This window comes from Asaia prunellae JCM 25354, from assembly GCF_000613885.1.
Taxonomy (GTDB): Bacteria; Pseudomonadota; Alphaproteobacteria; order Acetobacterales; family Acetobacteraceae; genus Asaia; species Asaia prunellae.
On record NZ_BAJV01000003.1, the window covers coordinates 99,576 to 113,421 of the forward strand.

The 13,846-nt window shown below is 55.0% G+C and carries 7 protein-coding genes, 1 tRNA gene and 4 pseudogenes; 10 read left to right on the forward strand and 2 right to left on the reverse strand.

What is annotated here, in order from left to right; genetic code table 11:
• The first annotated feature begins 1 nt into the window (after position 1).
• The 9 genes and pseudogenes from JCM25354_RS03395 to JCM25354_RS03435 all read left to right on the forward strand — a co-directional run bounded on the left by JCM25354_RS03395 (position 2) and on the right by JCM25354_RS03435 (position 10,280).
• Positions 2-1,039, forward strand: a complete 1,038-nt coding sequence (locus tag JCM25354_RS03395; RefSeq protein WP_159103435.1) for a threonine-phosphate decarboxylase — start codon at positions 2-4, stop codon at positions 1,037-1,039.
• 139 nt (positions 1,040-1,178) lie between these two features.
• A pseudogene (gene dusB, locus JCM25354_RS16335) lies at positions 1,179-2,272 on the forward strand (tRNA dihydrouridine synthase DusB).
• An 80-nt stretch (positions 2,273-2,352) separates the two neighbouring features.
• Positions 2,353-3,282: a helix-turn-helix domain-containing protein gene (locus tag JCM25354_RS03405; protein ID WP_148301359.1), complete on the forward strand. Its 930-nt coding sequence runs from the start codon at positions 2,353-2,355 to the stop codon at positions 3,280-3,282.
• 128 nt (positions 3,283-3,410) lie between these two features.
• The gene (locus tag JCM25354_RS03410; protein WP_051537204.1) at positions 3,411-5,666 is read left to right on the forward strand and encodes a sensor histidine kinase NtrY-like; all 2,256 of its coding nucleotides are present in this window, start codon (positions 3,411-3,413) and stop codon (positions 5,664-5,666) included.
• A 38-nt stretch (positions 5,667-5,704) separates the two neighbouring features.
• Positions 5,705-7,089, forward strand: a pseudogene (ntrX, locus tag JCM25354_RS16340) (nitrogen assimilation response regulator NtrX).
• Positions 7,090-7,246: 157 nt separating this feature from the next.
• Complete coding sequence (gene hfq, locus JCM25354_RS03420) at positions 7,247-7,513, forward strand: RNA chaperone Hfq (protein WP_025884968.1); 267 nt, start codon at positions 7,247-7,249, stop codon at positions 7,511-7,513.
• 29 nt (positions 7,514-7,542) lie between these two features.
• Positions 7,543-8,846, forward strand: a pseudogene (gene hflX / locus JCM25354_RS16345) (GTPase HflX).
• An 81-nt stretch (positions 8,847-8,927) separates the two neighbouring features.
• Positions 8,928-9,782, forward strand: a complete 855-nt coding sequence (locus JCM25354_RS03430) for an inositol monophosphatase family protein (protein WP_035446693.1) — start codon at positions 8,928-8,930, stop codon at positions 9,780-9,782.
• A gap of 78 nt (positions 9,783-9,860) precedes the next feature.
• Complete coding sequence (locus JCM25354_RS03435; protein WP_025884970.1) at positions 9,861-10,280, forward strand: host attachment protein; 420 nt, start codon at positions 9,861-9,863, stop codon at positions 10,278-10,280.
• 176 nt (positions 10,281-10,456) lie between these two features.
• Here JCM25354_RS03435 and JCM25354_RS03440 read toward each other — a convergent pair whose 3' ends face one another.
• Positions 10,457-11,758 carry a hypothetical protein gene (locus JCM25354_RS03440; protein WP_148301360.1) on the reverse strand — a complete coding sequence of 434 codons (1,302 nt, stop codon included), beginning with the start codon at positions 11,756-11,758 and terminating at the stop codon, positions 10,457-10,459.
• Between the two features lie 262 nt (positions 11,759-12,020).
• Positions 12,021-13,475: pseudogene (locus JCM25354_RS16350) on the reverse strand (SulP family inorganic anion transporter).
• Between the two features lie 272 nt (positions 13,476-13,747).
• On the opposite strand from JCM25354_RS16350, the gene JCM25354_RS03450 reads away from it, so the two are divergent.
• Positions 13,748-13,823 (forward strand) — tRNA-His (locus JCM25354_RS03450).
• The last annotated feature ends 23 nt before the right edge of the window (positions 13,824-13,846 follow it).

Below are 13,846 nucleotides of genomic sequence, written 5' to 3' on the forward strand. Positions count from 1 at the left end.
GATGACCGGGCTGCATGAAAGGGTCAACCATAGCATGACGCCCTGGCCGGTCCATGGCGGGCAGCTGAGCGAACTCGCACGCCTTTTTCCCGACGCTCCGACTCCCTGGATTGACCTGTCTACCGGTATCAATCCGCATGCCTATCCTCTGGCAAAGTTGGACACTGCTCTGATGCAGCGTCTGCCAGACCCTCTGGAAGAGAATTCCCTGCGTGTCGCAGCGGCCGGGGCCTATGGCGTCTCATCAGCATATATCCTTGCCGGAGCCGGTACACAGATGCTGATCGGTCTTCTGCCGGTTTTCCTTTCCCGTTTCTTCAAGCCATCGGTTATTCGTATTCTGGCTCCGACCTATAGCGGGCACGAGGCGGCCTGGCGTGAGGCTGGTTTCGCCATCACGTTTGTTCATCATGGTACCGTGCTTGTCCCGCCTGACCGTCAGATGGTGACCGTCATATGTTCGCCGAATAATCCCACGGGTCACAGATTTTCTCTGGCCGAAATTGCCTCTCTGGCCGAAGATCATGCGCGATTCGGGGGAATGCTTGTTGTCGATGAGGCTTTCGCCGATTTCAGCCTGGAAAGTGCTGCCTCGTTACTGCCTCATCCTGCTCTCCTCATCTGTCGTTCCTTTGGCAAGGCCTATGGCCTTGCCGGGCTCAGGATCGGTTTTCTGCTGGGGTCTCATCCGGTCCTCCACACCATGCGTGCCGCAATCGGACCATGGGCCGTGAGTACACCTGCCTGTCATATAGGGCGTGATGCGCTTTCAGATCGTGCCTGGCGTCAGGACATGGCGCCACGTCTGGAGAGTGAAATGGCAGCTCTGCGCCGCGTTGTTACCCAGGCCGGGCCGGATTTTGTGGGCGGTACCTCCCTCTTCAGTCTTTTTCGTTCTCCCGAAGCGCAGACGCTTTGGGAGAAACTCGCCCGCACCGGGCTTCTGGTGCGTCGTTTCGAATGGGACGAAACGTTGCTGCGTTTTGGTCTCCCCCTCGATGAAGTGGTGCTGAGGCGGATTGCCCAGGCGTTGTCCTGAACTATGACGGGCGGTTTCTCATGCTTTGTCAGGACAGCCGTCTTATCGGATATCCGGCCCTAGGCTGACGAAAGTGACGTTCAGCCAGGCGCGATCTTTGATTGCTTCAGGCCGGGCGCCTCGATATTCTTGCTTTATCATGAGCAATTCTCCTTCTTCAGACGTGGCTGGGTCGTGCCGCGCCCTTGAGCTACGCCCGATCGATCTTGGTGGCGGTGTCGTTATCGAGACGCCGGTGATTCTTGCCCCTATGTCAGGTGTGACCGATCTGCCTTTTCGGCAGCTTGCCCGTGATCTGGGAGCAGGGCTTGTCGTCTCGGAGATGATTGCCTCCTGGGCGATGGTACGTGAGAACGAGAACACATTGCGTATGGCACGCAGTGCCGAAAACGGTCCTAATTCAGTCCAACTGGCCGGATGCGACCCAGAGGCCATGGCGCAGGCAGCGAAGATAGCCGTCGATCAGGGAGCTGATCTGATCGATATCAATTTTGGCTGCCCCGTAAAGAAGGTGGCAGTTGGCCAGTCGGCAGGTTCTGCTCTGATGCGTGACGAGATAAAGGCTGCTGCCCTGCTCGAAGCCACGGTCAGGGCGGTGTCGGTGCCCGTGACCCTCAAGATGCGTATGGGGTGGGACCATCAATCGCTTAATGCGCCACGCCTTGCCCGTATTGCCGAAGATGTTGGCATTCGCATGGTGACAGTGCATGGGCGCACGCGCAGATGTTCTATAACGGCACGGCTGACTGGCATTTCGTTCGTACCGTCAAGGAAAGTGTGAAGCTGCCGGTTATCGTCAATGGTGATATTGTCACGATCCGGAATGCGCGCGATGCGCTGGCTGCGTCGGGGGCCGATGGCGTTATGATCGGGCGTGGCTGTTATGGCAGGCCGTGGTTCCTGGCGCAGGTGGCCCAGTCACTGCGTTCGGGGCAGACCATGCCTGACCCCGACCTCACAACGGAAAAGGCAATCGTGCTGCGTCATTATGGCATGATGCTCGATCATTTCGGGGAACGCCCGGGCCTGCGTCTCGCGCGCAAACATGTGTCCTGGTATTCGCATGGCCTTCGGGGATCGGCAGCGTTTCGCGCCAGTATCAATAAGATGGATCGGGCACAGGACGTGATTGAGCATCTTACGGCATTTTACGATCAGCAGATCGCTGATGGGGTGATACGTGATCGCGAAAATGTCCGTCAGCTTCCAAGCGCTGTTGAGGAGGCAGCCTGAATGCATCCTGATCTTTCCTGTCGCCCGATGAGTGTCTGGTCCGATATGTGTTTTTCCAGCCTTCCACCGCGTTTGTGAGTGTGATCCGGACCGTTCAGAGCAGGATTCCGGTCAGCCTGGGCTTCGATGGCCAATCCGAGGCAGTAAAAAAGCTGAGGAGCGGACTTGAGGCAAGTCTGTCGAACTTCGGAATCCATGTTCTGACCGGTGAAGCCGGAAGTGGCAGAACGCGTGCGGCCCGGTACCTCTGGGCAGCGTCAGCCAGAGAAGGACGGTTTGTTGCTGTCATCGACCGCCTCTCTTTCGAAGAAGCGATTGATGAGAAGAATACCGGGTGTCTGTTCATCAATGAAATCGGGTTGGTTGAACCTGATCTTCAGATGGCATTGTTGCAAATGGTGCAGGAAAAGGCAGAGTCCGAGCGACCCGTCCTGATGTGCACGTCATCCTGGACGCCTGCGCGTCTGGTTCAGGACAGACGTCTTACCGAGGCATTTGGCGCGATACTGGCTTCCTGTCATCTCACCGTACCGCCGGCACGTGACCGATATGAGGATCTTGCGGCGCTCTGTGCGGTATGGATGGGGCAGGGGAACAGCTCAGTAGTGCTGCATCAGGACTGTCTGGCGTGGCTGGCCCGACAGGATTGGCCAGGCAATTTCCGCCAGATGCGTCAGTTGCTGTATCATGCCTGTCATAACAGTCCGGAAGGTGTGGTAACCGCGGCACGTCTTGCCGACTGGTACCGGGTCGATACCGTGTCGGATACGGCATCGTTCCAAGGGTTGATGGCCCGTTATCTGCCTTCCATGCTCGATCTGGAAACCGATATTCAGGGGACATTGCATGCGCGTGTTCTGGCCGAAGTCGAGCGCCCGCTGTTCAGGTTCGTACTGAAAGCCACAGAAGGTAACCAGATCAGGGCAGCAGCGCTGCTTGGCCTCAACAGGAATACGCTGCGCAAACGTCTGCAGCTTCTTGGTATTGATGTGAGCGGTTTCCGATCATGAAAAGCAATGATGTGTCCCCTCCGCCCTTTCATGATGAAGGCGCCGCGTCGGAGCGCGACAGGAGCACATCATCCGGATTTTCCGGTCTGCGATCTGTGATCCGTCATGTGAGTCGTCTGAAAACGGCCATGGTTCTGACCTGTGCGGCACTGGTTTTGCTGGTGACCACTTTTGTCGTGCTGGCACGTGGTCTTTCCTTTGCCTACCGACCGCAGATCGAGGCTGTGGTGTTTCTGCTCGATTTTATTGTGTTGCTCCTGCTGGGTACGGCGGTGATCATCCGTGTCGGGCGTATGCTGGCAGAACGGCGGACCGGTCTTGCCGGTGCGCGCCTTCATGTCAGACTGATCACGCTTTTTGGTGTGGTCGCGGTGGCGCCAACCGTGGTGATTGGCGGTCTGGCAGCACTGTTCTTTCATTTCGGGATCCAGATTTGGTTCTCGAACCGTGTGAACACGGCCCTGACAGAAGCCCGTGATGTTGCTGCCGGCTATCTGCAGGAGCATAATGACAATATCCGCACTGAGGCTTTTGCACTGGCGAATATCATCATCACGGCTAATAACGATGAGATGTATCGCCACGGTGTCGACCTGATGCGTGACCCCGGTCAACTGGGCATGATGCTCGATGTCGAGGCGACTGAGCGGGGGCTCAATGAGGCGGTGGTTTTCGACTCCTATACCAACAAGGTAGTCGCTTCTGGTGGTCTTGCGGCCCTGCAGGGCAATCAGCTTGCCTTGCCGCCGAAAGACGCTACGACGCTTGCCCGCACCAACGATGTGGCAATTCTCGACAGTCCTGATGAAAAGACCGTACGCGCCGTCGTCAGTCTGGGGCCAAGTTCCGGGCTGATGCTTGTCATTACCAGGCCTGTCGATGCCAAGATTCTTGAGCATATGCGCCATACCGATGCTGTGGTGTCCGAATATCAGCGACTGAATGCCCATCGATCGGCCATTCAGATCAGTTTTGTCCTGATCTTTGCCATGCTGGGCCTGCTGGTACTGAGTATCGGCATGCTGACCGGGCTCGTGCTGGCCAAGCAGATCACCCAGCCTCTGGGTCTTCTGATTTTGGCGGCAAGACGTATCAGTGAGGGCGATCTGACCGTGCGTGTTCCGGAGGCCAGAGGTCGCGACGGGCGCAAGGATGATGAGGTCGGTACATTGTCGCGCGCGTTCAATCGCATGACAGATCAGCTCTCGACACAGCGAACCGAACTTATGGTGGCATATGATCAGATCGACGAGCGTCGTCGTTTTACCGAGACCGTTCTTTCCGGTGTCTCTGCTGGTGTGATTGGTCTTGATTCCCGCCAGGTTATCGAACTTCCCAACAGGGCGGCCTCACGTCTGTTACAGCGTGACCTTGATCACTTTATTGGTCAGCCTCTGTACGACACGGTACCGGAGTTTTCTGGTATGCTTGGTCAGGCGCGTGCCGAACCAGGACAGGCCCATACAGCCGAAATCCAGATAGATGCTCCCGAGAAAAGTGCGCTTCTCGGTGATGGGCCGAGTGTTGGAACCGCCGGGCGTACTCTGCTGGTACGTGTGGTCGGTGAGGAACGCAGCGATGAATCGACCGGTTATGTGGTTACTTTCGATGATATTACTGAATTGCTTGCCGCCCAGCGCAAGGCGGCATGGGCGGATGTTGCACGTCGTATTGCTCACGAAATAAAAAATCCCCTGACTCCGATCCAGCTCTCGGCAGAGCGCCTGAAGCGGCGCTTCATGCGTGAGATCAGTTCGGATCCCGAGACATTCGGACAATGTGTCGATACGATTGTACGGCATGTGGGTGATATCGGCCGTATGGTCGATGAGTTTTCGTCCTTCGCGCGTATGCCGCAGCCTGTGCTGAAGGATGAGGATCTGGTGCGTCTTGTCAGGGAAGCACTGGTACTTCAGCGCAACGCCCATCCTGAAATTGCCTATGATACGACATCGTTACCACCGCAGGGTCCCGTTGTGAGATGCGACAGGCGTCTCGTGGGGCAGGCACTGACCAATCTCTTGCAGAATGCGGCGGATGCAATTGCGATGGTGCGGTCGGATCAGGAGAATGATCCGGAAGGTGGTCTGGGTGAAGGACATCAGACACTGGGCAAGATCAGGGTTTCTCTTGTCGTGCACGGGGGAGAGGCGGCAGTCCAGGTGACAGATGATGGTATTGGTTTGCCTTCAGTTGACCGGCACCGCTTGACGGAACCGTATATCACGCACAAACCGAAAGGGACGGGACTCGGGCTCGCGATCGTCAAGAAGATCATGGAGGATCACGCAGGTGGCATCAGACTGGAGGACCGCCAGGATGGGCGGGGGACTGTCTCGACGCTCACCCTCCCGGTGCGTGATCATGACCCGGAGCAGGGTTGAGCTGATAAGGAGCAAGGAACGGTTGATGGGGGACGCGCATGGAGCATGAAATCCTGATCGTCGATGACGAGCCGGATATCCGACTTCTCATCGAGGGACTCCTTCGCGATGAAGGATATGAAACGCGCGTCGCAGCCAATTCGGATCAGGCGCTGGCAGCATTCCGGGCGCGTCGGCCGTCGCTGGTTATCCTTGATATCTGGCTCCAGGCTCTCGCCTGGATGGAATTGATTTGCTCAAGACGATCAAGGGTGAAGAACCTGATCTGCCTGTTGTCATGATTTCGGGCCACGGAACGATCGAAACGGCCGTATCCAGCCTGCAGCATGGCGCATATGATTTCATCGAAAAACCCTTCCAGACCGACCGTCTCATTCTGGTTGTCCAGCGTGCTCTTCAGGCAGCGCGTCTTGAGCGCGAAAATGCCGAATTGCGTATGCGTGCAGGCACTGAAACGGCGCTTTTCGGTGATGGCCCCGGAATCAGTGCGGTACGTGGGCAGATCGATCGTGTGGCACCGACCAATTCCCGCGTACTGATTACCGGGCCTGCCGGATCGGGCAAGGAGATTGCGGCGCGGATGCTTCATGCGCGTTCCCGTCGTGGATCAGGCCCTTTCATCGCGCTGAACTGTGCAACATTGGCACCTAGCCGTTTCGAGGAAGAGCTTTTCGGCATTGAAGGGCAGCCGGATGGCACAATGCGTCGTACAGGAGTGCTGGAGCGTGCCCATAAGGGAACGCTTCTGCTTGACGAAGTCGCTGATATGCCGATCGAGACCCAAGGCAAGATCGTCAGGGCTCTTCAGGACCAGACTTTCGAGCGTCTGGGTGGCGCAACACGCGTGAAGGTGGATGTGCGTGTCATTGCCACCACCAACCGGGATCTTCAGGGCGAGATCACGCTCGGCCGTTTTCGGGAGGATCTCTATTATCGCCTTGCCGTGGTGCCACTGCGTCTGCCGTCCTTGCGTGAACGTCGGGAAGACATACCGGCCTTGGCCCAGCATTTTCTGCAGCGCTACGCGGAAAATGCCGGTCTGGCACCGCGTGAGCTTTCAGTAGATGCGCTGGCGGCTTTGCAATCCTATGAATGGCCGGGTAATATCAGGGAATTGCGCAATCTGATGGAGCGTCTGCTGATCATGATGCCCAATGGGCAGGACCTGATCCGTGCGGATATGCTGCCAAGTACCGTCAGTCAGGGTGCGCCATCCATGACGCGTCTTGATGCCGGAGCTGATGTCATGGCGCTTCCCCTGCGTGAGGCACGCGATCTTTTCGAGACGCAATACCTGCAGGTCCAGCTTCTTCGTTTCGGTGGCAATATCAGTCGTACGGCCAATTTTGTCGGAATGGAACGCTCGGCCCTGCATCGAAAACTGAAACAGCTTGGGGTCACTCCGGAAGATCGGACTCTGTGAGTCTGGAAACCGGATATCAATGAAGCTAAGATAGAATCAGAAAGCCAGAGAGGCGTTTGATGCGTTGACCTCTGGCCCCCTTATGAGGGGCCCTCTCACACATCGGAAAAGAAGAAGAGCAACTTTGGCCAGAGCAAATCCCCTCCCCGTCGATACCATGTCCGATAAACCTTATGCGGAGTTCCATCCCGGTGAGACCGTGCAGGATCTCTTTCTCCAGCATCTCCAGCAGAACGGCCAGCCCGTCACTGTCTTTCTTGTCAATGGTGTGAAGCTTCAGGGTGTGATTCCGCGCTTCGATCACGAGACAATCATCCTGCGTCGTGACGGGCATACACAGCTCGTTTTCAAACATGCAGTAAGCACGATCATGCCTGTAGCGCCCCTGACGCTCTTCGCGCAGGATGGCGAGACCGAACTATAGAAGGCAGGGAGTTTTACCAAGACGTGTCAGTGACGACCAGTACGACTCCTCCCGCGACACGCGCCGCGGTTATCCTCCCCTGGGAACGCCCTACACCAAACGACGAGTTTCGTGCAGCCGAAGCTCGTCTTGAGGAGGCTGTCGGTCTCGCTTCCTCCATCGGGCTTGTTGTGGTGCGACAGGCCGTGCTTGCCATTCGGGCTGTGCGCCCGGCAACATTGTTCGGCAAGGGGCAAGTCGAGCAGCTTGCCGAGATGGTGCAGGAGGATGACGTCAAGGTCGTGATTGTAGATGCCAAGCTCTCACCGGGCCAGCAGCGCAATCTTGAGAAGGCGATGAACTGCAAGGTTCTGGATCGCACGGGTCTTATCCTTGATATTTTTGGTGCCCGTGCAGCAACGCGTGAAGGCGTCCTGCAGGTTGAGCTTGCTCATCTGGAATATCAGCGTTCACGCCTTGTGCGTCTCTGGACCCATCTCGAGCGTCAGCGTGGTGGTTTCGGCTTTCTTGGCGGTCCTGGCGAGACCCAGATCGAGGCTGACAGGCGCATGATCGGCGAGCGTCTTGTGCGTTTGCGCAAGGAACTCGACCAGGTACGGCGGACGCGCGGCCTGCATCGTTCTGCCCGCAAAAGGTCCCTTTTCCGGTTGTGGCCCTTGTCGGTTATACGAATGCAGGTAAATCGACCCTGTTCAACGCCCTGACCGGTTCTGCCGTTCATGCACAGGACCAGCTCTTCGCGACGCTTGACCCGACGATGCGTGGTCTTCGTCTGCCCTCGGGCCGGCGGGTCATTCTTTCGGATACAGTGGGATTTATCAGCGAGCTGCCGACTGAGCTCGTAGCTGCTTTCCGTGCCACACTCGAAGAAGTAGCTGAAGCCGATATCATCCTGCATGTGCGTGATGTGGCTCACCCCGACAGTGCAGCCCAGCGTGCCGATGTTATCAACGTGCTTGATGGCATGGTACGTGACGGAATGCTTGATGAAGACTGGCCTAGACGGACGATTGAGGTGCTGAACAAGGCCGATCTGATGGGCGGCATCGAAGCTGTTCCTCGTCATCCCGGCTGCGTGGCGATTTCGGCCATAACGGGTGAAGGTTTGCCAAATCTCTATTCGATGCTCGATCAGCATATGACAGCATCAATGAGTCTGACCCGTATCAGTCTTGATATCAGTAATGGTGCGGCTCTTGCCTGGCTCTACGAGCATGGCGAAGTGCTTGAGCGACTGGACCAGGAAACTGAAATCACGCTCGATGTCCGTCTCTTCGAGCAGGATCGGTCACGCTTTGGCCAGCTTTATCCTGATTGCCTTGTATCTGCCTGAAATCCTCCCGATACTGTCTTAAGTGAAGGCTTGGTAAAAGAGCGCCTTTCCGGGAGGGCAGACAGGTTGAAGGCTGAGGACATGACAATAACGGCGCGGCCTTCGGTCGTGACCCGCGCTCTTCTCGAGGATCTGTCTCTGATCGCCCGGGAAGTGTCTTCGCGCATCATCATGCCGCGTTTTGGCCGTCTCGCCAAAGAAGACATTCATACCAAAACCTCGTCTTCAGATCTGGTCACTGTCGCGGATGTCCTGGCTGAAGAGTATCTATCAACCCAGTTAAGGCGATTGTTGCCAAAGGCGCAGTTGATCGGTGAAGAACGCTGCAGCGCGCACCCCTCATTGGTCGATCAGGCGGCGGAAGCCGAACTTGCAGTAACGATTGATCCCATTGACGGGACGGCGAATTATGCAGCCGGTCTGCCTGTGTTTGGTGTAATGATGGCTGTCCTTGAACATGGTGTGCCTACGGCCAGCGTCATTATGGATCCTGTAACGCAATCGGTAGCCCTTGCACTCAGGCATGAGGGGGCCTGGGCCGAGGATGAAACAGGTCAGACCACGCCATTGCAGGTCGCCGCACCCTTCCATCGTATAGAGGATATTACAGGCAAGATTGCCTGGCGTACTCTGCCGCTTGGGGACACGATTCTGGCGGATCATAATCTGCGCGCCATGACAGGGTTGTGGGATCTGCGCTGTGCCGCTCAGGAATACCGTCTGATTGCTTCAGGTCATGGACATGTGCTGGCTTACAGCCGCACATGTCTGTGGGATCATTGTCCTGGCTGGCTGTTGCTTCATGAAGCTGGAGGCTATGGCGCGCGTCTGAATGGCGCACCCTATCATGCTGCCATTCCGGGGCGTGGCCTGCTTTACTCGCCTGACAAGGAGAGCTGGCACATTGTTCATAATGCGCTGGCTCTGTCTGCCTAGGGTAATTTCAAGTATTCGTGTGACCAGAACTGCCATCACTCCGGGACGTTCCTGACTCAGGAACATAGGAGAGATTTTATGGCCACTCAGGATCCGGTACTTTATGCAGTATGTGACGGGGAAAAAGCCCGTTTTCTGCGCTTTGATGGCCATCAGATGCGTACGATCCAGCGCTTTGACGCCCATGACAAGACGACGGATGCGGCAGGTGATGTAGCTTCCATCAAGGAGCCCCGATCGGACCCGAAGGTGCAGGTGAAAGAGCGCTTTGCCCGGCAGATTGCACATGAGATCGATACGGCTTTTACCGCCAATTCGGCTCTTGAAGGTCTGGTCCTCGCTGCTGCCCCGCATGTGTTGCATGACATTCGTGAACATCTGTCGAAAGTCACAAGCAGGAAACTGATCAAGAGCGAGAGCAAGGATCTGACCAATATCCCCGATCAGGATCTACTGGCGCATTTTGACCGTCCCGCAACAGGTTGGCCAAAACCGTAATCTGACGTGAGCCGATCTAATTGGCGGTCAAACCGTTCGTTTCACGGATCAGGTGCTGTTGTCACAGCACCTGATCCGTGAATGAGCTTCTCTATTCATTGTTTTTATCCGCTATTGTGACAACCCGGTTATCGAGACATCTGGAAATTAATGAGCTCAGCCTCTGCCTGCTTCTGTCATATAACGATATAACGCTCCCACTCATTCTCGATTGCTGTTACGAAGATTATCGAGCCACCATAGCATGAGGTGGCAAGCTCAGAGCCGTTGCTGATAAGATGATAGGTCTCCTTCTTCGTGAAAATTATATTTTGTACCCCCGTGTTCCTATCAGTAGACAGCTCTATCTTTCCATCCTGCTGAACCAGTCTGAATTCTTCGCCAAGAAGAGTCACACACGCTGCTGAACTGGCCTCGTGACCCATCTGGTCAGGATAGACGGGAATAATCGTCGGGCCACGATTCGTCAGCGACTCCACAGTCAGACACCTGTTTTTAATGTCATAACATACGATCCGCTGGTGGCAGTCGAGGCATAGTGGTCCGGTAATGTTATTGGCAGTTAAGGCTTCAGTTTGGATCTCTTCTGGTCCGGATACGGCGAGATTGGCGACCAGCTTACGCTTGATTCGTCTGGCGAGGTCAGTTTCTCCGTGCAGGGCTGCATTGTAGATAATACTACAAATAAAGCCGATATGGGAAAAAATGAAAATCCGCTTTTTCATTGAATCAATTTGATCAGAGGCGAGAGTTCTTGCGACTAGCTTCATGTGGTGTGGCTTGGCATGGAAAAGCCGATTTCTCAAATTAACCGGATTTCTTCGACGCTGCACGCATACTTCGCGCCGGACCGTTGAGGATCGGCCACTTGATAAAGCATCAAGTATGGACGAAATTGACTTCGACCCGGAGATGCTCTCGTAAACAACATGACCGCTATAAAAGGTCGGTATATACGTAATATCCGGAATAACGTCACAGAGCAGATTTACGTGGTAGCTATCCGTCTTGTCACGGGGGTCTGATAAGATGAAGACTTTACCTCTGACATCTCCCATTTTGACTGACATGCCAGTCATTTGTTCAGTCAGATATTGATGGTATCCCTCATCGATATCACATTCATCGGGATGAATCGAAATCTTAGGAGAAAGCGCCATGATGTAGTCGGCGGAAAGCTGTTTCGAGAACTTGATCGCAGCGTAGCCGCCCATGGATTGACCGAAAACGAGCCGGTCCCCCCCAAACCCGATCGTGGCGTTCATGACTTTGATGGCGGTATGCATCTCATCACTGAGAAACCAATTTGGTTTCTTTGTTGCGAACCCGATGACGTTGATATCTTTTATGCGCGCAACGTTTTTGAGCATATAAAAATCTTTGGCGTTATTTTCGAAATGGAGACCATTGAAAGTAATAACCGTGTAAGGACTGCTTCCTTTGTGATGATGCAGTACGATCTCGTCGCCCTCATACAAGATCATATTTCCGATCCCCGCCTGTTATTTATTTATTAGGCTTCTGATAACTTGGGAGCGGATACGAAAAAACAGAAAAATTGCTACTTTATGTTGCCACTTTTTAACGTACGATTATCAAACGCTGGAAATTTTTTTCTGGTAGATACGGTAGATCGAATGTGCAGCCGATTTCTCACGGGGAATATCGACAATAGGAGTTCGATTAGTGCCAAGGCCCCCTGTTTGGTTTTCGTACAAAAAGGGGGTATCCTGAGTTGCCCTACATGGAAAGAAGGGGCTCGTCTGATTGTTCGGCAATCAATCCGTGTCGACGGCTGTGAAGTCCTTCCACGCGGACTGCAATCGAGCGTCCCTGAAGTTTGCTGACGATCTTTTCCAGCATGCCGACCGAGGTAATGTCCCAGAAAATTGCATCGGCGACATTGATCTCGACGGTTGAGGCCTTGGTCTGGAAGTCAACAGCATCATAGAGCATATCTGCGGAGGCAAAAAAGACCTGACCATGGACAATGTAACGGTCCAGTTCTTCGGTGCTGTGTGTTTCGATACGCAGCATACCCACAGCGCGCCAGGCAAAGAAAACACCGCTCAGCAGTACACCGACTGCAACTCCTGCTGCCAGATCATGGGTGGTAACGGTCACGATCACGGTAATGAGCATAACAAGGCTCGACAGTTTCGGATGGCGCATCAGATCGCGCAGTGATCCCCAGGCAAATGTGCTGATCGACACCATGATCATGATGGCAACCAGCGCGGCCATCGGGACCTTGGCTACATAATCATGGAGTAACACCATTAGAACTAGGAGAAACGCGCCTGCTGTGAAGGTGGAGAGTCGCCCACGTCCGCCATAGCGCAGATTGCCGACGGTTTGTCCGATCATGCCGCAGCCTGCAATTCCACCGAACATCCCGACGAAAATATTTGAAATTCCGAGCCCCCGTGCATTCCATGCGCGGTTCGCTGTGCGTATCGGTATGGTCGTCAACCACACCAGCGGTCATAAGGGATTCGAGTAGCCCGACCGAGGCCATTGCCAGGGCATAGGGCACAACGATCTCAAAGGTTTCGAGTGTAAACGGAACATGCGGGAATACGAGTGATGGCAGACCATCGGGCAGGGCGCCAAGATCGGCCACAAGATGGACGGGCATCGGATACCAGACCGTGATCAGGGTGAGCACCACAATACAGATCAGAGGTGAGGGAATAGCCGTTGTAAGACGTGGCAGAAGATAGATGATGGCCAGGCCTAGTGCGATCAGCGCATAGGTATGCCAGGTGACATGAAGCATCTGTGGCACCTGGGCCGAGAAGATCATGATGGCCAGGGCATTGACGAAGCCGGTCTGGACTTCCTTGGATACGAAACGCATCAATACATGCAGGCGCAAAAGCCCAAAGACAATCTGCATGGCTCCCGCAATGAGCGTGGCGAGAAACATGTACTGAATGCCGTGATTATGCACGAGGGCGGCAACGACAAGGGCGACCGAGCCGGCGGCTCCTGAAATCATGCCCGGTCGTCCGCCCGTGATTGCAATAGCTACACTGATGACGAATGACGCATAGAGGGATACGGCAGGCGAAACGCCCGCTATGTAGGAGAAGGCAATGACTTCAGGAATGAGCGCAAACGTGCCCACCATGCCAGCCAGCACCTCGCGCAGCGGCTGAACGCCCACTGCGCGCGATAGGTTGAGAGATTCAAGAGACGACTCCTCAGGGGTGAAAGACGAACAGGTTTTTTCGTCGTATTCCGGCCCGACGCGGCAATGGCGTCGTAAAACTAGAAAGAGCCGTGCAGGATCGCAAGGGGGCAGATAAAGGAAAGCGGATTCTCTGGCCTTGTTTGCCCGGTCTTACGGTATTTGTGATGATTTTAGGGCTGCCATTTGCGATCAGCTCATGGTTGGCAAAAGAATTTCGATAAAGGGGCTAGACGTCTGCTCTGCATTTCTCTAAATCGGGCATCGCTGTGTGGCGGATGTAGCTCAGTTGGTAGAGCGCCGGTTTGTGGTACCGGTGGTCGCGGGTTCGAGTCCCGTCATTCGCCCCAGCATTCTCAGAAAATCTAATTTC